Origin of the sequence: Gimesia algae, from assembly GCF_007746795.1 — a bacterium.
GTDB lineage: Bacteria > Planctomycetota > Planctomycetia > Planctomycetales > Planctomycetaceae > Gimesia > Gimesia algae.
Genome location: NZ_CP036343.1, coordinates 395372 through 422021, shown reverse-complemented (window position 1 = coordinate 422021; position 26650 = coordinate 395372). Strand labels below are relative to the sequence as shown.

The following is a 26650-nucleotide window of genomic DNA, read 5'->3' as shown; positions in this document are numbered from 1 at the left end:
GTAAACTAGAGCACATTCTGAGCACAGGCCGCCATGGATGCTCGGAATTTCCAGGGCAACAGGTCTTACAGCCCGTTGATCTTGTTCCGAAAATAACGACAGAACGCCTGTTGCTCACAACCAGACACACGAGAGTGACGCTTAGTACTCATGATCAAATTAAACAGTAACCAGCAATCCACAACAGGTTCCCCCGCCGACATGCAGCGCAGTACACAACTCCGGTTCCTGGTAAAGCTGCTTGTCATCTGTGGACTCTGTTTGACGCTGGCTCCCGACAACAGTCCCGCGCAGGAGCGTCTGCCTAAGGTTGTGAAATCTGTGAATGGAGAACTGGTTGAAGTTAAAAACCCCGACGGTCCGCTTCCAGGAGCCGGACAGCAGCCCAATCGCGGGACGAAGATTCCCTTCACACCTCAGGAAATTATTGAGGAGCTGAAATATTTCATCCTGCCGTTTGTGATCGCTTCCGTGATCTCCATGTGGTTCATCATTGAACGACTGGTGATCCTGCGCTCGGGTCGTGTGATTCCCCGACATTTCGTCTCCCGCTTTCTGAAACTGCTCAAAGACGGCAAACTCAATTCCCGGTCTGCGTTGAAACTTTGTGACGAAAACCCCAGCCCGATCGCCTCCGTCTTCGCGCACGGGATTCGCAAGTGGGGGAAACCCAGCGTTGAAGTCGAACAGGCCATCATCGATGGCGGCGAGCGACAGCTTTCTCAACTTCGTAAACATCTGCGCGTCATCAATGGTGTCGCAACGGTCGCGCCGCTGATGGGGTTATTGGGAACCGTCATTGGTATGATCCTGGCCTTCAACGATATTGCCAACAGCAGTGCCATGGGAAAAGCCGAAGAACTTGCCGGCGGCATCGCGCTGGCGTTGTTGACCACCGCACTGGGACTCGGCATCGCCATCCCCTCACTGATCATGTATATGTACCTGGCTGGTCGCGTCGATGGACTCGTCATGGAAATGGATCAGTCCGCCCAGGACCTGGTACACCTCATCTCTGCAGAAGGCCTCGCCGCCAGCGCTGCCAGCCGCAAATCGACCTCGTCAGCACCCACGACCAAAACCAAAGCCAAGCCGGATAAAACGACTACTAAATCCTGAATCTGGCTGTCTGATCGCCTCACGCTTTCCGGACACAATCCCTGCTTTCCTACAGAACAACCCGTTCTAAGTTGTTCCGGGACCTGTCCCTATTTACAATAAACGGGGTCCCGTTTTACTGTCGCGAATCCAGGGCCATTTAGACCGAGTATCTTAGATTGAGAGACGCTACGGTTAAATGTGATGCGATCTAGAACAGAATTCCCCGCGGGGTTCGGTGTCCTGCATCCGCCTGATGGCTGATTCACTCTTATTTTCGTAGATAGAGATACCTCATGGCTGAATCGAAAGAATTCAAGGCTGTTCCGCTTGAAGACGAATTATCACAGATCGAACGCGACCTGAAATTCTACCCTTCTACAACGATCGATCCCCAAGTACTCACCTCCAGCCAGATTGAACAGTTCAACCAGGATGGTTACCTGCGCAGCCTGCCTGTCTTCAACGAACAGGAAGTCCAGGAAAATCGGGAATACTTCGACCGTCTGCTGGAATCCGTGATCGCTGCCGGGGGTGACAGTTACTCCATCAGTACCGCACACATGAAATACGGTAAAGTCTATGACCTGTTGACGCACCCCAAAATTGTCGCTTACGTCAAAGACCTGCTGGGTGAAAATGTCATCGCCTGGGGCTCACACTTTTTCTGTAAAATGCCCCATGATGGGAAATCAGTCGCCTGGCATCAGGACGCCAGCTACTGGCCGCTCTCCCCTTCCAAAGCGGTCACCGTCTGGCTGGCCATCGATGACGCCGATCCGGAGAACGCGAACATGCGATTCATCGCCGGCAGCCATCACCACGGCCACATGACCTACCGTCCCAGCGGTTCCCATGAAGACAACGTGCTCAACCAGACGATCGAGAATGCAGAACAGTACGGCACTCCAGTTGACGACACGCTGCAGGCCGGCGAAATTTCGATTCACTCCGATCTGCTGCTGCATGGCTCGGAAGCCAACCAGTCAGATCGCAGACGTTGCGGCTTGACTCTGCGATACTGTGCCGCCGACGTCCGGGCCGGCATGGACTGGAATGCCAAAGGCGTGATTGTCTCTGGCGCCGATCCCTCGGGACACTGGTTAAATCCAGCGCGTCCTGAAAACGATTAACTTTCGCACTCGCACCCTGGAACTGACAACTGATGCAAAAATATTATGCGGAAATCTTCGGCACGTTCATCCTGCTGTTCTCGGGAGCAGGTGCGATCGTCACGAATCAGGTCTCAAACGGAACCGTGACGCACGTCGGCATCGCGCTGGTATTCGGACTGGTTGTGACAGCCATCATTTACGCGATTGGGGAAATTTCCGGCGCACATATCAACCCGGCAGTCACAATTGCCTTCTGGGTCGGCGGCCGCTTTCCTGGAAAACAGGTTCTGCCTTACATCGTCTGTCAGGTCATTGGTGCTCTCGCCGCCTGCCTGCTCTTAAAAGTGATCTTCCCAGGCCTCGACAATTACGGCATGACGCTGCCCGCTGGATCGGATATGCAGTCCCTGATTCTGGAAGGCGTGCTGACGTGGATGCTGATGTTTGTCGTTCTGTGTGTGAGTACCGGCGCGAAAGAGACCGGCATCCTGGCCGGTGTCGCCATCGGTGCTGTCATCGCACTCGAAGCCATGTTTGCCGGGCCGATCTGTGGCGCTTCCATGAACCCGGCCCGCTCGCTGGCACCGGCGCTGGTCAGCAACAACCTGCAGTCGCTGTGGCTGTATCTCGTCGGCCCCACAGCCGGCGCCATCCTGGCGGTCCCGTCACTCTGGCTGGTGCGCAATAACCATAATTCAAAAACGATTGAAACAACGGAAGAACCTGTAAAAGGATAATACACTCGATATCGCTCATTTCATAATCAAAACCTCAGAGAGGATCACACCATGATCAACTGGCAACACATTCTAGTATGGGGCATCGCTTTTTCTGGATTCACAGGCTCAATCGTTTTCGCGGCGACTCCCGCCCCCTCCGGTGACGCGTCCATTGTTTCACCCGATTCCAAAGTAGAAGAACTCTGGGTCGACAAAGGCTTCACGGAAGGCGCCTGCGTCAGCATGGACGGCATCATTTACTTCAGCGACATCAACTTTGCCGGCGGGAAAGGTAAGATCATGGCCTTTGACCCTTCCACCGAAAAAACCACCGTCTTCAGTGCAGACAGCGGTCAGAGTAACGGCCTGATGATCAATAAAAAAGGCAAGCTGCTCGCCGCCTGTGGTGCCAATAACGGCAAACAATGCCTGGCGCAAATTACAAAAAACGGGAAAGTAAAACCCATTGTCGAAACGTTCGAAGGTAAAAAATTCAATGCCCCGAATGACCTGGTCATTCATCCCCGAGGCTGGGTCTATTTCACCGATCCCCGCTATGTCGGCACTGAGCCACTTGAACTTGATCACATGAGTGTCTTCAGGTACGACCCCAAAACCAAAACGGTGCACCGCGCCACAACCGATATCACAAAACCGAATGGCGTCGTGGTTTCACCCGATGGGAAAACACTCTATGTCGCAGAAACCGACAATGGTGCCAGCGGCCTGGAAAAAGAGCCACCCAAAGAACCCAAATTGCGAATGACGCTGAATGCGTTCCCCATCAAAAAAGATGGTTCACTTGGTAAGAAAAGAATCCTGGCCGATTTCGGCGATAAAGAGACCGGCATTGATGGCATGACCGTCGACCAGAAGGGCAACATCTACGCCGCCTTTCGGGCTGAGAGCCGGTTTGGCATCGTGGTCTTTTCTCCGGAAGGCAAGGAGCTGGCCTACATCCCCACACCAAGCCTGCCTACTAACTGCACGTTTGGGATCGGCGCTGACGCGTCCACACTCTACATCACTGCCGGGAGTGGACTGTACCGGATCCCCTGTAAAATCCCCGGGTTCCACCCGGCACTGCCCGTCGACAAATAGTCGTTAGCGTGATGCTTTCAACGAGACCAGCCGGCCCAGCGCGACCTGCTGGCGTGTGATTTCTTTTACTACGGTCCACCTGTCTGAATTCTGTGGCTGCAGCAGTTCAGGCAGGTAGGGATTCCGCTGAAAATACATCACGTACTGTGAAACCGGTCGCTCTGATTCAAAGGGAACGAGTTGGATGCCTTTGCGTTTGATCTCCGGCGTCTCCTGTAACATCTGCAGCCACGCCGGATGTAAAATTGGTGCGATTTGAATGATACTGTTGTCAGGGACCTCCTGAACCACTTCCGCTAACAGGTCAGCCGTCAGCGAATCTCCCCAGTAGGTGGCTTCCATGCCGATCGCATTCGCTCCCTGCAAGCCACCTGTCAGCAGACTGTAATAACTGAGCCAGCAGGGCGCATAAAAAAGCGAACCGGTGAACTGCGACAGCATCAACAGTGTCACCGCAATAATGGCGAACCTCTGACTGAAGCGCGAATTCAACCAGTCAATCAGAGTCGTTGCCCCCAGGCCGATGAAAATCGCCAGCAGCGGGAAGACCATCAAAAACAACCGCACGCCGTCATAAACGGTGATGCCTGGCAGCGTGAATAACATCAGAGGCCACAACATTGACAGGAAAAGTAACAGTTCTCCCGACGGTCGCTTCTGCTGATCTGTTTTGAAATCACGCCAGAGCTGAGTGACACCGAATCCGCTACAGACCAACAGACCCAGGGGAACCGTTGTCAACAACATCACCCAGGCATAATGCCAGGGCAGATCGCGGTCAGCGTATTTCGTACCAAAGTACTCAACATATAAAGCCGCCCGTCCGGTTGTTCTGCCCAGGTACTCGCTGAGATGCCCCACCGGATCAAACCAGAGCCATGGCCAGCCCAGAAAGAAAACCAATACCCCCACGCCGCCCCAGCAGAACAGAGGCAATAATGCGCGTTGTCGCCATTTCCAGACCGCCCACACAATCACGGGAATCGGAATCAGTACCGCCTGTATCTTGGTGAGCAGCGCCAACCCCAGCAGGATCCCGGTCAGGCAGGCACACTTCTTGGAAGGCGCCTGTTCTCTGTCCCAGAACCGAACAACCGCCAGCACTGCGAGCGTATAAAACAGAGCCGTCGGTGTCTCAAGCGCCGCCAGATGAGCGTGCCCGAACAGACGAGGCAACGCCAGGAGAGAGCCGGCGGCAATCAGCGCTGCCTGATGATCTGCCCGCTGAAAGGTAAACCAGCCCACCAGAAAGACCAGACAGGCAAAACAGACGGCAGACGCATACCTGCCATAAGTCACAATAAACGGGCGACTGTCTTCACCAGCGAATGCCGCCACCGATTCATGCGCCACACCGATCAGAAATCGCCCCAGGGGGGGATGATCGGGCAGATAATTCGGATGTTCGAAAATTTCCCGCAGGCTTTCGGGAGCAAAGATCCCCAGGCCATACACGCGTATGGCGCGCACGAGAAATACGCCCTGCCCCACATTAAAGGGTTCATCCACTGTCATGCCCGGTCCCGGTCCGGTACAGGAGAGATCGTCGGCACAATCCAGTTGGGAACTCACCAGCAGAAATGACAACCCCGCCAGCAACAGATACCACAGAACGTCTGCCGGTCGCCGTTTGAGTTCAGAGTCGATAGTGAGCTTGTGTTGTTTCATACCCGTCATTATGCAGAAAGTGGGCGCGTAAAAAAACCCGACCAAGAGTTTGACCTCTTGGGCGGGTTTAGTCGTTCACGCAAACCAGCAAATCCCTTTGCGATTGTTCTGGTTGTCCAGTGGGTCGCTCTCTCGACACCGTCCATAATATCGAGAACTACGCTTCCCTGGCATGCTCACCTTAAGGCATTCCTGCCCGATCTATTAGGCGATCTGCTTTTTACGTCCAACCAAGGTCCGAATCCGTTCGGCCAGTAATGCTGCGTCAAATGGTTTCCGGAAAGTTTCGTTGAACAATGTTCTGTCGAAACCGCTGGCGTTGTCTTCGTCGCTCAGCAGGGCAATCAGAACAGAGTCTGTGTAGTCTTTGTTGCGTCGCAGGTTCTGAGCGATCATCAGAGCTTCATTGCGACCCATTGCGAAATCAACGATCACGCAGTCGGGATGCAGCGATTCAGCTTGGATACCAGCTTCAAAACCACTCACGGCGTATTCAATCTTGAAATCTTCAGTTGCCATCAGATCATCAAGGCTGGCACGAACCTGGGTATCAGCACCAACGAGCAATAACTTGCCCATGGCTTCATCTTCCAGTTCGCCTAATGGCATACCGTGTTCTTTAAGAAATCGAATAAGGTGCTCACGTGGGATTCGTCGGTCCTGAGAACCGGGGATCCGGTATCCTCTCAGACGGCCGGAGTCGAACCACTTACTAACCGTGCGGGGTGCAACCTTACAGATCTTTGCTACTTGGCCAGTAGTGAAGATCGTTTTCATTGCGGGCTCTCCAATCACATGCTTGGCAAATCTATGCGAAGAAAGGTTACTCTTCTTCTGCTTTAACCCCTACTACTGTTTCGGCTATCCTGGCCAGTCAGTTTCAAGTTGTAACCTGAGTAGTCTTGGGTCGGGGTTTGTTTAAGGAGACAGCATCTCCAGAAACTGTTTCAAAATGCCAATCTTTAATTTTTAAGGAAATTTGGGATCTGGTACGTAATACTTTTTGGGGTCGGACTGAATGACAATCGCAATACCATTCAGATCAGTTCGTCAGACTAGATCCATCTTGTCCTCTCCCCCCTTACAGACATTTGATGGGGTTGAACCCGTCAAACTGCTGCTAACTGGATCGACGTGGTTTTTACGTCTTTCCGGTTTCAACCGTCTGCCCTAATTGCATCGACGAAACTGGAGTGAGGACTTTAAGTTCTTTGACAAGAGAGAGTGCAGTACGGACAGAGACACTGGGATTAGCTGGCGGGGAAGAATCAACTGTGAGGAATATCTGGCCGTAATCCTCTATAATTCCGGCACTTAAACCGCTTGTGAGAAACACTTAAGATATGAACCAAATTTCTGCAGGCACTTGAATTTTTCACACAGGATTCAGGCTTTTTTCCAGCCTGCAACCCGGGAAAGGGCGGATAATCGTTAGGACAACAGTGACCTGCAACTGGTTCGAACTATTGCACCTGTCATATCTATTACGATGGAGATTCCGGTTTGTGTTGGATGATTTTCTAAAACTCATAAACGTTCGTCTCGATTCGGAATACTCCTGAAATACCCTTTTTCGCTTGCTCTGCTGCAGATGTCTCGTCTAAGATCAATACACAATCCCGGCCAGCACGACCGGTATTCAATTCATTATGAGTTGTGGATCCTGCAAGCCAGCAGCTCTTTTTCCACTCACAACGCTTCAGTAATCTCTGAAAGTCAACTTCTGTTTCTGATAACTGATTCCTGCCAACTCAACCCGGAAAAAATACACTCACTATGGCGCAGTCACTCCAAGAATATGCTGAATGGTTAGCCAGTCGCGACGACCTGATCTGGCCCGTCGCTCCGGGACTGGTTGTTCCCAAAGCCACGCCCTTCTTAAAACCTTTACCGGGGATCAAAGCGGTTACTTTCAGCGTGTACGGTACATTACTCCATATTGCCGATGGTTGCCTGCTGTTCGATCACGAACAACAACTCAGGATGCAGATTGCCCTCGATAAAACCATTAAAGAGTTCAATATGTGGAACAGCATGTCCCGCAAACCAGGTGCCCCCTGGGAATACATGCTCTCACAATATCGCAGCCTGCTGGAAGATCAGCAGATTTCCAGCAAGACTGCCAAAGGAGAAAAGCCGGAAATCAATTCCGTTGAGCTCTGGAAACAGCTCATCACGCGACTGCAGAAGAATGAATACTCGTTCGACGAATCGTTCTACGGAAACCTGGATGACTTCAGCCTGAAAGTCGCCTACTTCTTTCATGCTTCACTGCAGGGCATTCAACCCATGCCTGAAGCTTTAGCGATACTTGAAGTGTTAAGCAAACGGGGTAAAAAGATCGCCTTGTTCGCCGATGCACAACCTTTCACATTGGTTCACCTATTGCGGGGATTAAGTTCACAAGGTAAACTGCCGCCACTTTCCGAGCTCTTCACCCAGGAATGTTTCTGTTTCTCCTATCGCGAAGAAGTCCGTAAGCCATCAGCGACTCTTTATGAGAGGCTGCTCGAACGATTTGAACGGTCCGGGATCGCTCCTGAAGAAATTCTGCACGTAGGAACCCGCATCGAAGACGATCTGGCGATTGCCCGGCATTTCGGTATGAAAACCGTCTTATTTGCCGGTGATTCACTCAGTGTGCATGCCAGTAAAGCACAAGTCCGTAATTCAGATACAAAACCTGACAGATTGATCATCAGTTTAGGCCAATTAGCAGAAATCCTCGATTAACATTGTTTCCGATTTTTGGTAGTATCACGGCTTGATTACGAATGAAAGCAGCCTGTCTCAGCAGACAGATGCTCAAGCTTTCACTAAATTCACCTTGTAAAACCATATCATATCGATAATGGCCCCTGCCAGGGAACAAGGGCCGTTTTAATATTGATGACCCTAATGGAGAATAGAGACCATGCCTCCCAAGTTGCTTTATGGTGGAATCGACTTCGATTTTGATAACCCCGTGTTCGGAATTGAAGAGATCAGGGAAATTAACCCTCAGCGATTTGAGATGGAACAGCTTTCCGGAATCGTGCACGTCGACAGGGAAAACCATGGTATTGTCGGCTATAAAGATGTCCGCGAAGATGAATTCTGGGTCCGAGGGCATATGCCCGGTTTTCCCTTAATGCCCGGTGTCATCCTCTGTGAATGCTCGGCACAACTCGCCGGATTCTATGCACGCAAGTACAAACTGCTGGGCGGCGATTTTCTCGGATTCGGCGGTATGAATGATGTCCGCTTCCGCAGTCCCGTCTTCCCCAAACAACGCTTAGTCATCATGGCGCAGCTCGCACGGATTCGTGCTGGCAAACGCGCCGAATTCAACTTTCAGGGACTGGTCGACGACAAGATGGTCTTCAGCGGTCAGATGATTGGCGTCCCGATCGATAAAAACCAGGAAATTCCCGGCAAAGCCTGAACCGGATTCGAGAAAATCTGATCTCCCCAGGCGCGTTTCACTACGAGCCCGGGAGTTCAGCGATTTATCCCGGGCCGCCATTAGATCAGGCTGAGTGCTTCGAACCACTCGCTGTCGATTAATCGTAACGCTGCTGAATCATCAAATCTCAGCAAACAGATCATCCGGGATGACCTTATTCATTCAAGCACATACGTCTGACGATAATTATGCATCTTCTGCAGGAGGTTCGATGCCGAAATCCTCAATCGAAAGCAACGCTTCGAACGGGATATTCCGTTCCGCAAAATTCGCAGCCCCGCCCTGCAAACGATCAACGACGCCTAGAGCTTTGACCACCTGACAACCGAATTCTTCTGCCCGGTCCACCGACAGCAGGGCACTGCCCGCAGTGGTGATCACATCATCCACAATCACGACTTTGTCGCCAGGCTTCACAGGACCTTCGACATATTTGTTCGTGCCATGCCCCTTGGCTTCTTTACGAACCATGAAGCCATTCAAGGCTCTTCCCTGCTCGGCAGCAATGGCGAGCACGCCGGCAACAATCGGGTCGGCGCCAATCGACATGCCGCCGATCGCATCGAATTCGGTATCGCCCAGCATTTCCAGCAGACCAGCTGATACCAGCCGCAACCCATGCGAATGCAGGACCACCTGCTTGCCGTCCAGGTAATAGGTACTCTTCTTACCTGAAACCAGTGTGAAATCACCGAACTTTAAAGCCCGCTCTCGAAACAACTCGATCAGCTTTTCCCGATCATACATGAATGCTCTGTCCCTAACCTGAATATGTGACGATCTCGAATGCAGAACCAGTCAGCGCACGTCCATTGCCTGCGCTTCACTCTGGTTTCGCCTCACGTATTCTACAGGCTTGAATTCAACATTCAAACGGACCACGGGCCAAGAATACCCGAATTCGTGTGATTGCATTGCTGTAGGTAGCAGACACATCACAGCTTACTGGTCTCTGCTCTGATTCGCCAGGCAGATCAGGGGCGGATCACCACTTGCGAGCCAATGCCCAGCAGGTCATAGACTTCCGCGACATGCTCATTCAGCATCCGCACACAGCCCTTCGATTCCGCTTTGCCAATGGAAGCCGGGTCAATCGTTCCATGAATGCCATAGCTGTCGCCAATATCAATCCAGCGTTCACCCAGCGGGTTGGTCGGATCGTCATTGGCAATCACACCATCGGGACCATAATAGACCGGATCAACCAGTTTGTCTTTCACCACAAACTTTCCGGTGGGCGTCGAAGAATCTTTCCCGGTTCCAATCGCATATCTGCGAACAAAGTAGCCATGGGCGTGTACGGTTAAGGTGAAGTCACTCAGATCCACAAAAGCATGGAAAGGGCCTTTGATGACCTTCAACTTCTGACCCGGTCTGATCTTCACTGGATCAATCTGATTCAGTTTCGCCAGGTATTCCCAGTTGATCGTATAATCTTTCGCGACTTTGCGAAGTTGGTCACCGGGTTGAATTTCATAAGGCGTCATAAAGTGAGGCTGGGGTGAAAAGTAGATCATCCGTGCCGTCTCTTCGATCCGTGATTTAATCACGGGATACAGCTCCGGTTGAGCCCAGTAGATTTTAGAAAGGCTCTTATGCGCTTCGAGAATCTTCCGCTGCTGAATCAATTCATCAATGGCAATCAGATCAGGGACTTCCTGCTCCGCCGGACTGGCACCGATTTCTTCTTTATAGCTCGCATGTTCGGCAGTTTTAATCACGGGGTTGCGGGCGCGTTTAATTCCTTCCGGCGGTTGTAACTGCCGGGGCGCACGCGGATCGGCTGTCTGTTGTGCAGACATCGCCGAGGGTTCCTGCCGTAAAGGCTGTGCTGAACCTTTAAACTGCTCCGGTTGCTTAAACTGCTGAGGTTCCAATGCTTCATTCACCGGTGAATCAACGATGGTTTCCGCTTCGACGATCTGCCCGCTCATCGTTCGTTTATAGATCCGCGGGAGTTCAATATCGCGGGTTTTGTAGGCACGCTGATTATCATTTCCTTCAGGCAATGCTTCCGCTGGTGGCTCGGATTGGGCAATGATGGTTTCTTTTGACAGAACCGGCACCACTTCGCTGGCCTGTGACTCTGATTGAGTTGCAGCCTGCTGTTCCCCTTCATGCAGCGCACCCGTAGGAGCACGACTCACCTGAAAGGGCAGCAAATCATAATGCCAGGCGGCGGTCCCCAGCATTCCCAGTCCGGCAATCATGATGAAACGAAAGGGAGTAATCCATCGGCTCCGGTTACGACTTCGCATCTTGTCTTCTTCCTTGATTCACAATCCATCCGTGTATTGGTTACAATCAGAGAGGCGGAACTATAGCAAATCCACCAGATTAAGCCTACGGCGATCTTGCGAAATTCGACTTGCGTATCCATAGACGTAAGTCATATATTAATAATTGCTTAAGCTAGAATCACCACGCACTGCAGATCAGTGGGAATTGCAAACTTTTGACAAAACAACCCTAGTCAACAGCCCCCTTATTGCATAACATTTGCAAAAACAATCACAAATTGTGCCGCCTGGCAAACCGGGCCGCCTTCTCAGCTTACAAATCGAGGTCAGTATGTCTCTGCTGCTGGAAAATGTGAAAAAGAGTTATCGCGAACCCGATGGCTCCACGCTCCCGATTCTGGATATCGAACGCTTTGAAATCAAAGACCGGGAACAGGTCGTCCTGATCGGCGAAAGCGGCTCCGGAAAATCCACCCTGCTGAATGTCATCTCCGGAATCACGTCTGTTGACAGCGGAAAAATCACCATTGCCGGCACTGAGATCGCCTCGATGGCAGAAGTCGTCCGGGACCAGTTCCGGGCCGAACGCATCGGCTTTGTGTTCCAGACCTTCAATCTGCTGCCCGCATTTTCCGCACTGGAAAATGTACTGCTGGGCATGAGCTTTTCCCGGAAAAAACCGAGTCGCGACCGTGCGAAAGAACTGCTGGTTCTTGTCGGACTGGAGCACCGCCTGCATCATCATCCCAAGCAGATGTCGGTGGGAGAACAGCAGCGCGTCGCCGTCGCCCGCGCACTGGCAAATCAACCCCGACTGCTGCTGGCAGATGAACCCACGGCGAACGTGGATATCGCCAACCAGGAGACAATCTTAGAACTGCTCCGCGACGCCTGCAATCAAAATCAAATCGCCATGCTGCTGGTCACACACTCTCAGGAAGTCGCGAAGCAGTTTGAACGCGTAGAGACGCTGACAGAATTCAACAAGGTGCATGCCCGCGCCTGATGCCAGCTGTAAGTTGATGGAATCATTCATAAACCTTCTTTTGTGAACAAAGTAATCTCCCCTATGAATACTCTGACCATTGCCTGGAAAAGTATCAAACAACGCCGCGTCGCTTCTCTGTTAACGGCATTGAGCGTTGCCCTGGGTGTCACATTGATGATTTCTGTCCTGGTCATCAACGGTGTCATTGATCGCATGTTTAATCAGACCGCCAGCGGTTACGACCTGATTGTCGGCCCCAAAGGCAGCGCTCTGCAACTGGTGTTGAATACCGTCTTCCGGGTGGGAGCCCCCATTGAAAATCTGCCTTATCGCTATTACAACGAACTGAAAAACGATCCGCGTGTCAAAGAAGCCATTCCATTCGCCATTGGCGATGTCACCCAGAAAGGGGGCTTCCCGATTGTCGGCACGATCCCCCGCTACTTCGCGCTGGAATACATTCCCGGTCGGCATTTCCGCATCAACAAGGAAGGAAAGTTTCTCCCGGGCACCTGGGATTCGGTCATCGGCTCCGCCGTCGCCAGACAGAACAACTGGAAGATGGGTGATGAGTTCAGCCTGATTCATGGTTCCGCCGAAAGTGGACACGTGCACGACGAAAAGTTCAAAATCGTCGGCATCCTGGCTCCCACGGGAACTCCCAATGATCGAACCGTCTTCGTCAACCTGCGCGGCTTTTACCAGGTCTCCGGTCATGAGAAACCACTCGAAGAAGCCATCCGCCGCGAAGCTGCCTTCTTCGGTGAAAAAGTCGATGAAGAAAAACTGAAAGCGCAGCTGAAAGAAAGTGCAGAACACGATCACCATGACCACAGCGGCCACGACCATGGTCATGACCACGGGCATGAAGTTCCTGACGCCCAGAAGGAAGTCACCGCGGTTCTCGTACAAATGAAAGGGGATCGCCTGCGCGGGTTTTCCTCCATCAAATTTCAATCGGAACTGAAAGAAGGGAATCAGGCACAGGCCGTCAACCCGATTCAGCAGATCAGTTGGCTGATGACGAATATCGTGGGCAATGTAAGAACCATGCTCATCGTGTTGACTTCTCTGATCATCGTCGTTTCCGGGGTCGGCATTTTTGTGAGTATTTACAACTCGATGTCCGACCGTAAAAGAGAAATTGCCATCATGCGCGCCCTGGGAGCAGGCCGCACGACGGTCTTCGGCATTATCCTCTCAGAGTCCGTCCTGCTCTGTCTGGGCGGCGGGATCCTGGGGATCATCCTCGGCCACGGACTGGTCTTTGTCGCCGCGCCGATTATCGAGGCCCGCAGCGGACTGTTGATCAACCCGTTCGCTTTCAGTTCCACCGAACTGATCCTGCTGCCGGTCCTTGTGGTCCTGGCGTCCCTGGTCGGATTCATCCCCGCCATGACCGCCTACCGCACCGATGTCGCCAGTACGTTAAGCGACTGATCGGCCTGATTTTTCATCATCGCAGATCACATACTGCCGTCGCTCAAAGGCACGAACCTTTTCTGAGTCTGAATTGTCTGATCGGAATCAGAGTCCTTCAATAGCCGGAGTACAGCAGTATGCAGATCCACTTTGCGGCCCGACGTGGCGATATCAGCGCCCTGCAGCGCCAGTTGACCTCTGGCGTGAATATTAATGAAAATGACCGTGATGGAAAAACTCCGTTAATGCACGCGGCTGAAGACCGTCGGGCACACCTTGATACCCTGCAATGGCTCATTGATCAGGGCGCTGAGGTCAACTGGCCCTGCTCTACAGTTCAAGAGACTCCCCTCCTGCTGGCGGCTCGTTCAGCCAGAATTGACAAAGTCCAGTTCCTGTTGGCCCGGGGAGCCAATCCCCGCTATGTCAGCCCGCAGGGCTACACTGTGATTACCACTCTGCCTGGATCTCTCGACCCCGCTCACCTCGAAATCCTGAATCTCTTGCTCCGTGCGGGGGCAGATCCAAATGCAATTTCTGAATATGGTGAATCCCCGCTGCGGAATGCATTAAGTGAAGGAAATTTCGCCGCGGTCAAACTGCTGCTGGAGCACGGAGCCGATCGCGATTCCGTCCAGATGACCGACCTGATGTGGGCCATCGTCCTGGGCTCGGTAGAGCAGGTCGCCTCTGAGATCCGCGCAGGCTCAGATGTTTCCACCCGCAATGACTGGGAGATGTCCCCCTGGCTGCTCAGCCTGCAGACAGGCGACTTCGACAAAGCAAAACTCCTCTGGGAGCAGGGCGCAAAACTGACCGACCAGGATCGCCGCAGTCAGACACCTTTGATGCACGCAGTACTGGCGCAACATGCAGAGATGACGGCCTGGTTCATCTCTCTGGGCGCAGATCTCAATAGCACCAACTTTCTGGACATGACTCCGCTTAACCTGGCTGCAGGATCGGGCTCGGTCACCTGCGCGAAATTATTACTGGAAGCAGGGGCCAACCTGGATCCCGAAAACGGAGAACCTGTAATCACAAATGCAGCAAGCCCCGAGATGGTGCGTACCCTGATCAGTCACGGTGCGGATATCAATGCCGTGGACAGAGAAGGCTACTGGCTGTTGAAATCAGCAGCAGAGGAAGGAGATTATCAGTTTGCCTGCGAACTCCTCGACCTGGGAGCCGATCCGGATGCAACCAGTACCGGCGCAACCGCACTGCACACCGCTGTCATGCATGATCAGCTGGAAATTGTCACCGCGCTGCTTCAACATGGTGCCGACCCCAATGCATATGATGTGGATAGCTGGACGCCACTGATGTTTGCTCAATCACTGGAATGCGTCGAACTGCTGCTCTCAGGCGGCGCAAAGATTGGCGCCACAGATAACTGTGATGATGATGTGATTCAACACCACACCGATCCGGAAATCATCCAGCGTCTTCAGTCCGCAGGCGCCAGTATCGAGACTCAACCGGAATCATTTAACAGCCTGCTGCACACTGCCGCGCAAAGGGGAGACCTGACTCTGCTTGAGTATTTGTTGAATCAGCAAATTGATATCAACACACCACTCCAGGGTGGTGTCACTCCCCTCATGACCGCGGCAGAACAGGGACACGCTGTCGTTCTGGAACGCATCCTGGCGTCGGGAGCCGACCTGCATGCCTGTAACGAACAGGGGCGGACGGCACTCTTCTATGCTGCTGCCCCGGAAGCGTTTCTCGCTTTTCAGCTGACATACGAATATTCAGAAGAAGAAATGAAACTGGAACTCCTGGAGGAGTTAGATGATCCGTCAGCAGAAGCCCGGGAATTCTTCTCTCAACTGGATTTTTCACTGAATTTCGGATACACCCCCAGTGATGACATCACCGCTCTGGAACTGCTGCTGGCGGCAGGAGCCAACATCGAAACCCGCGACTTTGAAGGTGCCACTCCACTTCTGGTGGCCTGTCGCTGTGGTCGCCCCTCACGGGTTGACCGGTTGTTACAACACGGCGCAGATCATAACGCCAAAGATACACAAGGCCGTACTGCAAAGGAATTAACGGCATTACACCATGATTACGAGCACCGTAAACAGATTCTTAAACTTCTGAATGAAGAAACATAACAGCAGGCAGCACGTTCTTCATCCATAATTCACACCCGCCTCACTTGCCCTTCATGCTGTATCTTTAGACTACCTGTCATTACAAACACCTGAAATGACAGCCTCTTTAGTACTGACACCGCATGCGATTTCAATCGGAGTACATCTCGACGCGTCTGGGACAGAGTAACCGAGGTGTCCTGACCGCCTGGTCTGTGGTCGCAGCATTTACCACTTATTTCTGTATGTATGCGTTTCGTAAACCGTTCACCGTCGCACAATATGAAGACCTGGTATTCTGGGGAGTCGGCTATAAAGTCATTCTGCTGTTTGCCCAGGTCAGCGGTTATGCCCTGTCTAAACTGATCGGTATCAAAGTCATTTCCGAAATGACGCCCCACCGCCGGGCAGCCATGATTCTGTCGCTGATCGCGATCGCCCATCTGGCGCTGCTTCCATATGCGATTGCCCCCTACTGGTTGAAGCCGTTATTTCTGTTCTGTAACGGCTTACCGCTGGGCATGGTCTTTGGCTGCGTCTTCGCGTTCCTGGAAGGACGGCGTGTGACCGAAGCGATGGCCGCCGGCTTGTGTGCCAGTTTCATCATGGCTTCCGGAACGGTCAAATCCGCGGGTGCCATTCTGATGTCGTCCTATGGCGTCACCGAATTCTGGATGCCCTTTCTCACCGGTGCCCTGTTCTGGCTCCCGCTTTTAGTGGGAGTCTGGATGCTGGAGCAAATTCCCCCGCCCAGCGAACTGGATGTGACCGCCCGTTCGAAACGCTCCCCCTTTAACGGCCATGAGCGGAGACAGTTTTACTCCCGTAATGCGCTGGGATTAACGGTATTGATACTACTTATGGTCTTACTCACCATCTTTCGCAGTGTGCGCGATGACTACGCTGCGGAAATCTGGTCCGGATTCGGCGTGGATAAACCGCAAATTTTTGCCCAGTCAGAAATGCTGGTCGCGATCGCTGTCATTGCCTTGAGCGCAGTCGTCGTCTTCATCGGCGCTAACTATCGCGCCTTTCTGACAGGCATGATCATGGTCGGTCTCGGCTTCGGGTGTGCCCTGGTGACAACGCTCTCTTACTGGGGAACCACCGCCTGGACAGAAGCGGCCGCGTTTCAGTTCATGGTGCTCATTGGCATCAGTCTGTATGTGCCTTACGTCCTGTTTCATACCACAATCTATGAACGTGTCATCGCCATGATCCGTGACAAAAGCAACGTCGGATACCTGCTCTATCTTGGAGATTTTGCAGGTTACATCAGCACGGTGATCCTGATGGTCATCGTCAATCTTATCTTTCAGAAGGATCTGGATTTCGTGGCCCTGCTGTTCTGGCTGGCGCTGATCATCTCGCCCGTCTCCATCGCAGGCACACTGGTCGTCGTCTGGTATTTTCGCCAGAAACAGACGGTCAGCGAAGCCGGGCGATTGCTCGAACTGGAAACCGAAACCAGCCTGACCCCCAATACAGGTGTCGTATCATGAACACAACTCTCACCGCCTCTCAACTCCACCACTGGAATCAAACCGGCTATGTCAAGTTTCCCGGCTTTCTCTCAGCGCTGGAAACGGAAAACCTGCGTGAATGGGTCGAAGAAATCAGTACCTGGCCTGCCGACGACGAAAAGTGGATGCATCACTTCGAACAGACACCATCTGGCGTGAGACCCGCACGCACGGAATACATCCTGGCCTTTCACACTGGCATTCGACAGCTCCTCACACAGGGAAAAATTCCCGACTGTGCCGGCGCGTTAATGGGGGAGCCGGCTATTCTGTACAAGGAAAAAATCAACTACAAATACCCGGGAGGCGGAGGCTATGCGGCACATCAGGATGCTCCCGCGTATGAGTTCATTCGCAATCACATCACCTGCTCCATCGCCATTGATGCCGCAACTCCCGAAAACGGCTGTCTCTTCTTCGCACCCGAACTGCATCAACGCGGACTGTTACATCTGGACAAAAACGGTTGCATCGACAGTGAATACGCTGACACCCTGGACTGGGAACCGGTGCCCATGCAGCCGGGAGATGCGCTGTTCTTCAGTTCGTACGCGCCGCATAAAAGTCCACCCAACGAAACACAACAACCGCGTCGGACGCTCTACCTCACTTACAATGCCCGCGCGGAAGGCGACCTGCGAGAAGAATATTACGCCGACAAACGCCGTTCGTTCGCACAGGTTGATACAACCGGAAGCGAGAAATTGAAAATCAGCAAGATTGGTCATTTTGATGGAAAGCCAGCGCAGCAAACATGAAAGAAAAAATTGAACTCTCGCTCTGTGATGTCTTATCACTCAGTAAAACACCCGACGAACGAGTCACCACCCTCTTCGAGTTGATGCAGGATCACGGGCAGAGCTTTTACGATGAATCCGTCACCCAGCTGGAACACGCACTGCAGGCGGCTCATCTCGCGAAAACAAGTCATGCGACCATGGAACAGATCACCGCGGCTCTGCTGCATGACATTGGCCATTTTCTGATGGACGAACACGACGAGCAAAATCACTTCCTCGCAGAAGACTGGCAGCACGAAACCGTCGGCGCACAGCAGCTCGCTCCCTTCTTCGGCAAAGCGGTCACCGAACCCATCTTTCTGCATGTTCCCGCCAAACGCTATCTCTGCTCAGTCAATGCAGACTATTTCAACGGTCTCTCCAGAGCCTCTCAGCGGAGTTATGAACTTCAGGGGGGCCTGATGACAGACGCCGAAATCGCAGAATTCGAACAGAACCCGTTTCACCACACCGCCGTTTTACTCAGACGCTGGGACGATGGAGCCAAGGTCAAAGGGCTGAAAGTACCAGACTTGCAGGAATATCGCAAAGAAGTGGAAAGCTGTCTGGAACATTCCTGACAGATGTTCTCCCCAGGCAGAATCTGATTTCGAGTTCCGAATCGACGTCAAAAGCAGGGACCGGCATAATTTTACATAAGCTATTATGATTATAAGCCTTATGACATAGATGGTTCCGGTCACTTTGCTGAGATTCTTAAGTTTGATAAAAATTCAACAAAACACAGCCTGATTACGTATATACTGGGGGCATCGGTACGCACTTCATTTTTAGTACCAGACTGAAGTCAGAGATTACTCCCAAAAGCAGGATGAAGGTGAGCCGCCCTTCGTCCTGCTGCAGGATTTCTCTGATTTTCTGTGCATTTTCAGGGGTGCTCTCGATCCGGTTGCATGATATGATAAATAAAGGCGCAGCCTTTACCTTGGTTGATACGGGTTTCAGTCTGATCGCTGTTAATTTTGTTGTTTTTTTTTCTCTCTGATTTCTGCTGATATTTTGAAAGGCCTTGCAAGATGTCGCAAGTTCTTGATGGTTCCAATCATTCGCTGCAAAATCCTGCTGACTTCCAGGACGAGTTTTCGTACAAACCCGTTCCTCCGACCGCTGTCGTAGGACTGGCCCTTGGCCTGTTTTCCTTCATTGCCCTGTTTGGCATTATCGGTCTGGCTATTGCTGTCATTGGTATTTTTGTTTCCCTGATCAGCCTCTGGAGTATTAAACGCTCGGCTGGTGAACTGGGAGGCAAGATGGTGGCAACCTCGGGTGTGGCGCTCTCGACCTTTTTTCTGGTCAGCGGCATTGCCTACCAGTCTTTCGTCTATGCCAATGAAGTTCCGGAAGGCTTTCACCGTCTTAACTTCAGCAGTGATATCTCTGCCAAAGGCTTCGTCACTAAAGATGGCGTCCAGGGTGTGAACCCGGATGTGCTTAAACTGGACCAGCAGAATATCTTCCTCAAAGGCTACATGTACCCCACCGGTAATACCCAAAATCTGAAGAGCTTTATCCTGGTCAAAGATAACGGCCAATGCTGCTTCGGCGGACAGCCTGACGTCAAAGACATGATCCTTGTGGAAATGCAGGGAGACAAACGGGCTGATTTCTATGCAGGCCTGGTCTCTGTCGCTGGAGAGTTCCTCGCTGAAGCCCCCACCACAGCAGGAGAATTAAGACCCGTATACCAGATAAAGGGAACCCACTTCGAACGGGCTCGAACTTCCTATTGATGGAGAGTGCAGCCTTTTCGACTTCGATTCTGTAACCTGGAAAAGAATTAACTAAATTAGCGTTGACTGTTTATCTGAATGGCTCAGGTTGATCTTCAGTCTGAGCCATTATCAACTTTGTCAGGAAGTTGGTGCAACCACCCGATCATCAGGAGATTGATCACGTGCAGGCCCACCTGAATCCTACCCGACCTTTTATATTCACTCTCACGATTATTGTTCTGAGCAGCCTGTCTGTCTTTGTCAGTGGATGTTCCTCTTCTGACTCAACCGATTACCGGCAGTTCAGCGAACAGATTGATCACGATCGCCCCCAGTCTGATTCCACACCTGCAAAGGCGACTGCTGAGGTAACGCCTGAGCAACAACCAGCCGAACCAGTGGCCCAGGTGGAAACTTCCACTACCGTTGCTGTGAAACCAGCTGTACCTGCCCCCCCCTCAGAACAGACAACCGCAGCAGCTGCCAAATCGGATTCGGCGAGTCTGAAGTCCGGTGAGACACTCTCTATCGACACTTCTTTGCCCGTTGTGGCGCAACGCCCCGATCCCAAAAAACGGGCCCTGACAGACGAGGAAGTCAAGCAGGAAAAGCGCGCCAGCGAGCCACGCGAAGTCAAAATACTGGTCAAAGAACGCTCCTTCCGCAGAACTTCTCCCGAAAACGCACTGCTCGTCAATTACGACGACCTCGATTTACTCAAAATCATGAACATGGAGCCCGTGACTCCCGAGGCCCCCGAGTTGATGCCTGAATGGCTGAAAAATCTGGACGGAAAACGCATTCGCATTCGCGGGTTCATGTATCCCCCCTTTCAGCAGTCAGGTAATGAATATTTTCTGCTCGCGCGGGATAACCAGATCTGCTGTTTCGGTAAGAACCCGAAAATCTACGATCTGTTTCCGGTAATTATGCGCGAAGGCGTTACAGCCGACTATATCCTCAATCGCCCCTTTGATGTGGTCGGGGTTTTCCATATCAATGCGGAAAGCTTTGACGGAGAACTCGAACGCATCTACACGATTGACGATGCCATCGTCATTGATAAATAATGAAGAATCACACGACAAATAGCGAATCAAATTCGTTTCACCAATAACTGTTTTCTACCGCCACGAGGTTCGGCACATGACTGGTCTGACAAAGTATTTTAATAATCGTATTTTCCTGGCACTCATTTGTGGGCTGATCGTATTTACACAAACACCGGCCCTCACCGCTTGCCCCTTCTGTTCTGCTCCGTCACTCACATTGACCGAGCAGCTTTCGCAGTCCGATGTCGCCGTCCTCGCACAATGGTCCGAAGCGGAAAAGGGAACGCTGGAAAAAGCGGGCAAAACCGTATTCGAAGTCAAAGAAATTGTACGACAGTCAGACAAAGACAAACTCAAAGCCGGCGATCAGATCACCATCAATCGACATCGTCCCGGGAAGAAAGGTAACCTGTTTCTGCTGCTGGGAACCAAAGGAGCCGAAGTCGACTGGGGCGATCCCATCGAAGTCACCGAAACCAGCTTCCACTACATTTCACAGGCACCGGCACCTGAAATAAAAACGTCCAAACGCCTCAAATACTTCATGAAGTTTCTGGAATATCCCGACCAGATGATCTCCAACGACGCCTATGCGGAATTCGCAAATGCACCTTATGAAGATATCACCCCGCTCTCCAAAGAAATGCCCCGCGAAAAAATCCGTAAGTGGCTCATCGATCCGGATACACCGGTCACTCGTATCGGACTCTACGGTTTGTTGCTCGGGCTTTGCGGCACCGGGGAAGACGTCTCCTTCATGGAAAAGAAAATCAATGAGCCCACCAAAGAATTTCGCCTGGGCATCGATGGTGTCATTTCAGGATACCTGCTGCTGACTGGTGCGGACGGTCTGGATAAGATTGATGAAACGAAATTCGTACCCAAAGATGTCGCGTTCAGCGAAACCTACGCTGCCATGCAGGCCCTGCGGTTCATGTGGACTTACGGCGATGGTCGCATTGACAAAGAACGCCTGCGAAAATCCATGCAACTGCTGCTTGATCGACCGGAACTCACCGATCTGGTTGTCGCCGATCTCGCCCGCTGGGATGACTGGTCTGTTATCGACCGCCTGATGGACATGTATGGCACAGGGGATTACGACATCCCTTCGATTAAACGGGCCATCGTGCGGTACCTGCTCGTCGCATCCAAAGGCAAGAACAAAAAGGGAACGGGCCCCGATGCAGCCACCACCGAAAAAGCCAAAAAACTGCTCGACAAACTACGCAAGGAAGACCCTAAAACCGTCAAGAGCGCAGAGCGGTTCTTCTTCCTCAAATAAGAAGAGAGCATCTTTATCTCGCGCGAAGACAGCTGGAAGTTGTTAACATCCTCTTTTAACCGAAGGACCGGTTATGAACGTGCGAAAACGAACTGATGTCAACTGCGAAGCCATTTTTGTCCTCTGCGGTTTGCTGCTGATCTCAAACTTATCGCAGTTGGCGGCCTGTCCGTTCTGCCCGGGTCCTTCCACAACACTTTCCGAACAGCTGGCACAGGCGGATGTCGCCCTCCTGGGACAATGGTCGAACTCGGCGGCGGGAACATTCCAAAAAACGGGACGGACCAGCTTTGTAATCACAGAGGTGCTGCAGCAACCCCTGAAAAGCAATCTGAAAGCCGGCAATCTGATTACCCTCTCTCGACATTACGCAGGCAAACCAGGTGAGTTATTTCTGCTGACGGGAACGCGCGGGATCAGCCTGCACTGGAACGAGCCGATTGCGGTTACCAGCGCCAGTATTCACTATTTAAAACAGGCCCCCGCGCAGAAAGCAGAGACGACTGCCCGACTCCGCTATTTCCTGAAATACCTGGAGCACCCGGATCAGATCATCGCCAATGACGCCTTTGCGGAATTTGCGAATGCCCCTTTTGAAACCGTTACACCCCTTGCGGAAGAACTACCGCGCGAAAAGCTGCGCAGCTGGCTGGAAAACGAAAACACCCCCGTCCCTCGACTGGGCCTGTATGGCTTACTGCTCGGGCTGTGTGGCCAGGAGTCGGACAGTCAATTTATGGAAGCAAAGATCCGGATACCGGCCCAGGAGATCCGCATGGGCATCGGAGGCCTGATGTCCGGTTACCTGCTGCTGACAGGCTCCGTCGGTCTGGACAAAATCGATGAAACCAAGTTCAAAGATAAAACAGCCGCCTTCAGTGAAACCTTTGCCGGGATGCAGGCACTGTCATTCATGTGGACTTTTGGAGAGGATAAAATTGAAAAACGCCGCTTGAATCGATCAATGCGTATACTGCTGGAGCGACCCGAACTGGCCGATCTGGTGATCGCGAACCTGGCGCGGTGGGAAGACTGGACCGTCATGGAGCGTCTGGTCGAACTGTATGCTGCTGAAGACTACGATGTACGTTCGGTTAAAAAAGCGATCATTCGCTATTTACTGCTGGCTTCGCTTGTCCCGCCAACCAAAGCTGGTGGCAATGATGTTGAAACATCACGAAAAGCAAAGCAGTTCCTCGAACTACTGCGACTGACAGACCCCCAGACCATACAGAGTGCAGAGCGTTTCTTTCATCCCCCCCGCTGATTAGTCGGCATTTCGTTTTTTCGCTGTCGGAACGTTGTCAGCTGATATCGTCTTCCGCTAGAGTAACAATACCCGTTTTACCGTATCCGTGCACTGTTTAAGAGAAGAATCCTGATCATGCCTCGTGTCATCTGTACTGCTAAAATGTGTGAATTCGGACCGCATTTCGAAATCCTGCAGGCCGCCGGCTTCGACGTCGACACGGTTCCCACAGAAGTCGATCTCCGCAAAGAACCACATCGCGTGGTCGAACAGGTTCAGGGGTACGATGCCGTCCTTGCCGGTGCAGAAATCTATTCTCGCGAAGTACTGGAACAGCTGCCCGATCTGAAAGTCATCTCACGCTATGGCGTCGGCTTTGATGCCGTCGACCTGGCAGCCGCCGATGCACAGAATATTGTCGTCACCATTACACCGGGTGTGAATCATCACTCTGTCGCGGAACAGGCATTCGCTCTGCTCATGGGCATCGCCCGCATGACACGCACACAGGACCGTGCCGTTCGCAGCGGCGAATGGGAACGGGAGTTAACACCACGCGTCTGGGGCAGCACGATCGGCATCGTCGGCCTGGGTCGTATCGGTCAGGCTGTTGCCACCCGTGCCATCGGTATGGGAATGCATGTACTGGCTTACGATCCTTACCCTAATGAAGAATTCGCCAAAACGTATCAGATTAAATTGCTCAGCCTCGAAGAACTGTTGAAACAATCAGACTATGTCACCCTGCATCTGCCTGTCACCCCCGAGACCATCGACATCATCAACCGGGATACACTCGCCATCATGAAACAGGGGTCCGTGCTGATCAATACCGCCCGCGGGGGACTGATAGACGAAAATGCATTAGTAGAGGCGCTTGAATCAGGGCATTTACGGGGCGCAGGACTCGATGTCTTCAAAAAAGAACCATTGCCTGTTGAAAGTCCGCTGATCAAACTGGAAAATGTACTGTTAAGCTGTCACACCGGCGGACTCGATCAGGAATCGCATCGGGACGCCTATGCGATGGCGGCCCAGAATATCGTCAAACTGCACCAGGGTGAATGGCCCGTTGAATGTGTCATGAATCTGAAAGAGACAACCGGCTGGAAATGGTCCTGATCAGTCGACTGCCTGACCGGAAACAACCATTCTGAACAACATTTTTTTGTATCACGGTCAATCGCGTACACCGCTTTCATGTGAGAAACTGGACGAATCCATTATGACATCTCCTCACTCCAGTTTTTTGAAAATCAGTCCTCATATTTCTGTCTTGCCATTAATTCATGGCAGTGGTGACTTCGCGATCGAAGTCCGCCGCGTAATGCTTAATAATGAGTTTGACTGTCTGGCCGTGCCTCTCCCCGCTTCGTTTCAGGAGAATGTGGAACGAGCCATCACTTTTCTCCCCAGTATTACCGCCGTAGTACAGGAAGAGCCTTCGATCTCGGGTTCCGCTCCCTGGGAAGAGAATGATGACGACGATGATGTACAACGACTTTGCAGTTATGTGCCCATCGATCCCTGCCAGGGTGTCATCGCAGCGCTCCGCATCGCCATGATGGAACACATCGACCGGCACTTCATTGACCTGGAGACACAGCGGTTCGAAAGCATCTCTACCTCTCTCCCCGATCCCTATGCGTTAAAAAAAGTTCCCCTGGAAAATTTTGCCGCTGCGGTCTTACCGGCTCTTAAAAAACTTCCGGAAGGTCAGCCACTCAATCGCTGTGTGATGATGGCCCATCGCTTGCGGGAACTGGAAAAGAAATACAAGTCAATCCTGCTGGTCTGCTCGCTTTCCGACTGGCCTTGGATTCACGATGCCTACATCGACCAGCTGCCCCTGGAAGTCGAAGATGAAGAAGTCAACGAAACCGCTATCTACACAGCGGATTCAGAAACATTGCTGTTCATGCTCGGCGAACTCCCCTATATCACAGGACTGTATGAATCTGCCCGTTCTGAACTGGAAGATGACGAAAATCTCTCCGTGGACGGAATCAAAGAGCTGGCGCTGACAGCACGCGACCGTTATCGACTCGAACTGAAATCCAAAGGCCGCAAGATCACACCCAAGCTGCTGTCAGTCTACTTTCGTTATGTGCGCAACCTCTCGCTCATCGAACGCCGGATGACCCCTGATCTCTACACTCTGGTCAAAGCCGCACAACAGGTGGCCGGCGATCAGTTCGCTATTCAGATCGCGGAAACCGCGCGGGAATACCCGTTCGTGCATCTGCTCCCTTTTGAAAAGCTGACCTTCGGCATTGAACAGGCCCAGCTTCCCAACGGTACCATGCTGGAAATAAGCAATCGTCTGCCCGGCAGTCTTATCTCGTGGCGGAATTGTGAACTCACTCCCAAACCTCCCAAACCCCAACAGGATGAATGGGAAATGAAATGGGATCCCTTTAAACAATGCAGCTGGCCTCCCGAAGATGTCGCCATCGAAAAATTTCGCACGAGCGTCAAAGACCATGCTTTGAACCTGCTGGGCGTCGATCTGGCGCGAACCGAAAAATTCACCACCAGCATGAAAGACGGACTCGACCTCCGCGAAACGCTCCGGAACTGGCACACGGGAGAAATTCACGTCAAAGTTCTTCCCCCCAGTCGCGGCAAACTCGATTGTGTGATCATGCTGTTCGACTCCCCCGCTGATCCTCGCGATTATCCCTATCGGCTCACCTGGCATGCTGAGCATCAGGACGAATCAACCCTTGCTTTCTTCGGCACCGACTATCGCAAAGAGATGGTCGGACCAGGCATCGGGATGGCGACCTACGGCGGTGCCCTGTTTCTGTTCCCCCCGCGACCCGTGCAGGATATCTGGAACGACTTCCAGTTCGACTTCGTCGATACACTCGAAGAACGCCTGCTGGTCGCCGCCTGTCACTACAGTCAGGAACCACACATTGCCGTGCTGAGTGAAGCCCCCCCGGGAATCGGCTGGCGCAGACTCGCCAAACGTTACCAGAAAAAACTGATCCATGTTCCCCTCGGACGCTTCAGCCAGGAAACCATCCAGCAGTTGAGGATGTTCCACGTCCTTAACGGTCAAAATATCCGCAGTTTTGCAGCCCATTACATCAGAAAAGCCTGATTCGTTCTCTACAAATCAGTAC

Annotated in this window: 22 protein-coding genes; 18 read left to right on the top strand and 4 right to left on the bottom strand. The window is 52.3% G+C overall.

What is annotated here, in order from left to right:
- Positions 1-150: 150 nt before the first annotated feature.
- The 4 genes from Pan161_RS01555 (at position 151) to Pan161_RS01540 (ending at position 4033) form a co-directional block, all read left to right on the top strand.
- Positions 151-1119 carry a MotA/TolQ/ExbB proton channel family protein gene (locus Pan161_RS01555; RefSeq protein ID WP_145223857.1) on the top strand — a complete coding sequence of 323 codons (969 nt, stop codon included), beginning with the start codon at positions 151-153 and terminating at the stop codon, positions 1117-1119.
- Between the two features lie 275 nt (positions 1120-1394).
- Positions 1395-2231, top strand: coding sequence for a phytanoyl-CoA dioxygenase family protein (locus Pan161_RS01550; protein WP_145223856.1), 837 nt, complete (start codon positions 1395-1397; stop codon positions 2229-2231).
- A gap of 32 nt (positions 2232-2263) precedes the next feature.
- Complete coding sequence (locus Pan161_RS01545; protein ID WP_145223855.1) at positions 2264-2950, top strand: MIP/aquaporin family protein; 687 nt, start codon at positions 2264-2266, stop codon at positions 2948-2950.
- A 51-nt stretch (positions 2951-3001) separates the two neighbouring features.
- Positions 3002-4033 carry an SMP-30/gluconolactonase/LRE family protein gene (locus Pan161_RS01540; RefSeq protein WP_145223854.1) on the top strand — a complete coding sequence of 344 codons (1032 nt, stop codon included), beginning with the start codon at positions 3002-3004 and terminating at the stop codon, positions 4031-4033.
- A gap of 3 nt (positions 4034-4036) precedes the next feature.
- Here Pan161_RS01540 and Pan161_RS01535 read toward each other — a convergent pair whose 3' ends face one another.
- Both Pan161_RS01535 and Pan161_RS01530 read right to left on the bottom strand, forming a co-directional pair.
- Entirely contained in the window at positions 4037-5701 is a 1665-nt protein-coding gene (locus tag Pan161_RS01535) for an ArnT family glycosyltransferase (protein ID WP_197995640.1), read from the bottom strand.
- 204 nt (positions 5702-5905) lie between these two features.
- Positions 5906-6478, bottom strand: coding sequence for a helix-turn-helix domain-containing protein (locus Pan161_RS01530; protein ID WP_044238118.1), 573 nt, complete (start codon positions 6476-6478; stop codon positions 5906-5908).
- Positions 6479-7477: 999 nt separating this feature from the next.
- Here Pan161_RS01530 and Pan161_RS01525 point away from each other — a divergent pair.
- Complete coding sequence (locus Pan161_RS01525) at positions 7478-8434, top strand: HAD family hydrolase (RefSeq protein WP_145223852.1); 957 nt, start codon at positions 7478-7480, stop codon at positions 8432-8434.
- Between the two features lie 181 nt (positions 8435-8615).
- Positions 8616-9125 carry a 3-hydroxyacyl-ACP dehydratase FabZ family protein gene (locus Pan161_RS01520; protein ID WP_145223851.1) on the top strand — a complete coding sequence of 170 codons (510 nt, stop codon included), beginning with the start codon at positions 8616-8618 and terminating at the stop codon, positions 9123-9125.
- 207 nt (positions 9126-9332) lie between these two features.
- Here Pan161_RS01520 and pyrE read toward each other — a convergent pair whose 3' ends face one another.
- Both pyrE and Pan161_RS01510 read right to left on the bottom strand, forming a co-directional pair.
- Positions 9333-9893 carry an orotate phosphoribosyltransferase gene (gene pyrE / locus Pan161_RS01515; protein ID WP_145223850.1) on the bottom strand — a complete coding sequence of 187 codons (561 nt, stop codon included), beginning with the start codon at positions 9891-9893 and terminating at the stop codon, positions 9333-9335.
- Positions 9894-10120: 227 nt separating this feature from the next.
- On the bottom strand, positions 10121-11404 hold the full coding sequence (locus Pan161_RS01510; RefSeq protein ID WP_145223849.1) for a L,D-transpeptidase family protein: 1284 nt from the start codon (positions 11402-11404) through the stop codon (positions 10121-10123).
- A gap of 313 nt (positions 11405-11717) precedes the next feature.
- Here Pan161_RS01510 and Pan161_RS01505 point away from each other — a divergent pair, with 313 nt between their 5' ends.
- From Pan161_RS01505 to Pan161_RS01450, 12 genes are all read left to right on the top strand, one after another.
- Positions 11718-12392: an ABC transporter ATP-binding protein gene (locus tag Pan161_RS01505; protein WP_145223848.1), complete on the top strand. Its 675-nt coding sequence runs from the start codon at positions 11718-11720 to the stop codon at positions 12390-12392.
- Positions 12393-12455: 63 nt separating this feature from the next.
- Positions 12456-13814 (top strand): ABC transporter permease, encoded by a 1359-nt coding sequence (locus Pan161_RS01500; RefSeq protein WP_145223847.1) that lies wholly within the window; start codon positions 12456-12458, stop codon positions 13812-13814.
- Positions 13815-13933: 119 nt separating this feature from the next.
- Positions 13934-15919 carry an ankyrin repeat domain-containing protein gene (locus Pan161_RS01495; protein WP_145223846.1) on the top strand — a complete coding sequence of 662 codons (1986 nt, stop codon included), beginning with the start codon at positions 13934-13936 and terminating at the stop codon, positions 15917-15919.
- A 122-nt stretch (positions 15920-16041) separates the two neighbouring features.
- Positions 16042-17400, top strand: coding sequence for a DUF5690 family protein (locus tag Pan161_RS01490; protein ID WP_145223845.1), 1359 nt, complete (start codon positions 16042-16044; stop codon positions 17398-17400).
- Positions 17397-18179, top strand: a complete 783-nt coding sequence (locus Pan161_RS01485) for a methylphosphonate hydroxylase (protein ID WP_145223844.1) — start codon at positions 17397-17399, stop codon at positions 18177-18179. Before Pan161_RS01490 ends, Pan161_RS01485 begins: the two co-directional genes overlap by 4 nt.
- On the top strand, positions 18176-18781 hold the full coding sequence (locus Pan161_RS01480; protein WP_145223843.1) for a hydroxymethylphosphonate dioxygenase: 606 nt from the start codon (positions 18176-18178) through the stop codon (positions 18779-18781). The genes Pan161_RS01485 and Pan161_RS01480 overlap by 4 nt, the downstream gene beginning before the upstream one ends.
- A 456-nt stretch (positions 18782-19237) precedes the next feature.
- A complete protein-coding gene (locus tag Pan161_RS01475; protein WP_145223842.1) occupies positions 19238-19951 on the top strand; it encodes a hypothetical protein in 714 nt (237 codons plus the stop codon).
- Positions 19952-20082: 131 nt separating this feature from the next.
- Positions 20083-21003, top strand: a complete 921-nt coding sequence (locus Pan161_RS01470) for a hypothetical protein (RefSeq protein ID WP_145223841.1) — start codon at positions 20083-20085, stop codon at positions 21001-21003.
- A gap of 76 nt (positions 21004-21079) precedes the next feature.
- On the top strand, positions 21080-22270 hold the full coding sequence (locus Pan161_RS01465) for a hypothetical protein (protein WP_145223840.1): 1191 nt from the start codon (positions 21080-21082) through the stop codon (positions 22268-22270).
- Between the two features lie 73 nt (positions 22271-22343).
- A complete protein-coding gene (locus Pan161_RS01460) occupies positions 22344-23537 on the top strand; it encodes a hypothetical protein (RefSeq protein WP_145223839.1) in 1194 nt (397 codons plus the stop codon).
- 117 nt (positions 23538-23654) lie between these two features.
- Complete coding sequence (locus Pan161_RS01455) at positions 23655-24641, top strand: phosphoglycerate dehydrogenase (protein ID WP_145223838.1); 987 nt, start codon at positions 23655-23657, stop codon at positions 24639-24641.
- A gap of 103 nt (positions 24642-24744) precedes the next feature.
- Positions 24745-26628 carry a hypothetical protein gene (locus tag Pan161_RS01450; RefSeq protein ID WP_145223837.1) on the top strand — a complete coding sequence of 628 codons (1884 nt, stop codon included), beginning with the start codon at positions 24745-24747 and terminating at the stop codon, positions 26626-26628.
- Positions 26629-26650: the final 22 nt, after the last annotated feature.

Bases quoted from the DNA above. Each gene is read 5' to 3' on its own strand.
- Pan161_RS01525 (WP_145223852.1), top strand. From the start codon at position 7,478: ATGGCGCAGTCACTCCAAGAATATGCTGAATGGTTAGCCAGTCGCGAC.
- Pan161_RS01510 (WP_145223849.1), bottom strand. From the start codon at position 11,404: ATGCGAAGTCGTAACCGGAGCCGATGGATTACTCCCTTTCGTTTCATC.
- Pan161_RS01485 (WP_145223844.1), top strand. From the start codon at position 17,397: ATGAACACAACTCTCACCGCCTCTCAACTCCACCACTGGAATCAAACC.
- Pan161_RS01490 (WP_145223845.1), top strand. From the start codon at position 16,042: ATGCGATTTCAATCGGAGTACATCTCGACGCGTCTGGGACAGAGTAAC.
- Pan161_RS01555 (WP_145223857.1), top strand. From the start codon at position 151: ATGATCAAATTAAACAGTAACCAGCAATCCACAACAGGTTCCCCCGCC.
- Pan161_RS01495 (WP_145223846.1), top strand. From the start codon at position 13,934: ATGCAGATCCACTTTGCGGCCCGACGTGGCGATATCAGCGCCCTGCAG.
- Pan161_RS01455 (WP_145223838.1), top strand. From the start codon at position 23,655: ATGCCTCGTGTCATCTGTACTGCTAAAATGTGTGAATTCGGACCGCAT.
- Pan161_RS01450 (WP_145223837.1), top strand. From the start codon at position 24,745: ATGACATCTCCTCACTCCAGTTTTTTGAAAATCAGTCCTCATATTTCT.
- Pan161_RS01530 (WP_044238118.1), bottom strand. From the start codon at position 6,478: ATGAAAACGATCTTCACTACTGGCCAAGTAGCAAAGATCTGTAAGGTT.
- pyrE (WP_145223850.1), bottom strand. From the start codon at position 9,893: ATGTATGATCGGGAAAAGCTGATCGAGTTGTTTCGAGAGCGGGCTTTA.
- Pan161_RS01465 (WP_145223840.1), top strand. From the start codon at position 21,080: ATGACTGGTCTGACAAAGTATTTTAATAATCGTATTTTCCTGGCACTC.
- Pan161_RS01545 (WP_145223855.1), top strand. From the start codon at position 2,264: ATGCAAAAATATTATGCGGAAATCTTCGGCACGTTCATCCTGCTGTTC.
- Pan161_RS01475 (WP_145223842.1), top strand. From the start codon at position 19,238: ATGTCGCAAGTTCTTGATGGTTCCAATCATTCGCTGCAAAATCCTGCT.
- Pan161_RS01535 (WP_197995640.1), bottom strand. From the start codon at position 5,701: ATGAAACAACACAAGCTCACTATCGACTCTGAACTCAAACGGCGACCG.
- Pan161_RS01480 (WP_145223843.1), top strand. From the start codon at position 18,176: ATGAAAGAAAAAATTGAACTCTCGCTCTGTGATGTCTTATCACTCAGT.
- Pan161_RS01500 (WP_145223847.1), top strand. From the start codon at position 12,456: ATGAATACTCTGACCATTGCCTGGAAAAGTATCAAACAACGCCGCGTC.
- Pan161_RS01460 (WP_145223839.1), top strand. From the start codon at position 22,344: ATGAACGTGCGAAAACGAACTGATGTCAACTGCGAAGCCATTTTTGTC.
- Pan161_RS01505 (WP_145223848.1), top strand. From the start codon at position 11,718: ATGTCTCTGCTGCTGGAAAATGTGAAAAAGAGTTATCGCGAACCCGAT.
- Pan161_RS01550 (WP_145223856.1), top strand. From the start codon at position 1,395: ATGGCTGAATCGAAAGAATTCAAGGCTGTTCCGCTTGAAGACGAATTA.
- Pan161_RS01540 (WP_145223854.1), top strand. From the start codon at position 3,002: ATGATCAACTGGCAACACATTCTAGTATGGGGCATCGCTTTTTCTGGA.
- Pan161_RS01520 (WP_145223851.1), top strand. From the start codon at position 8,616: ATGCCTCCCAAGTTGCTTTATGGTGGAATCGACTTCGATTTTGATAAC.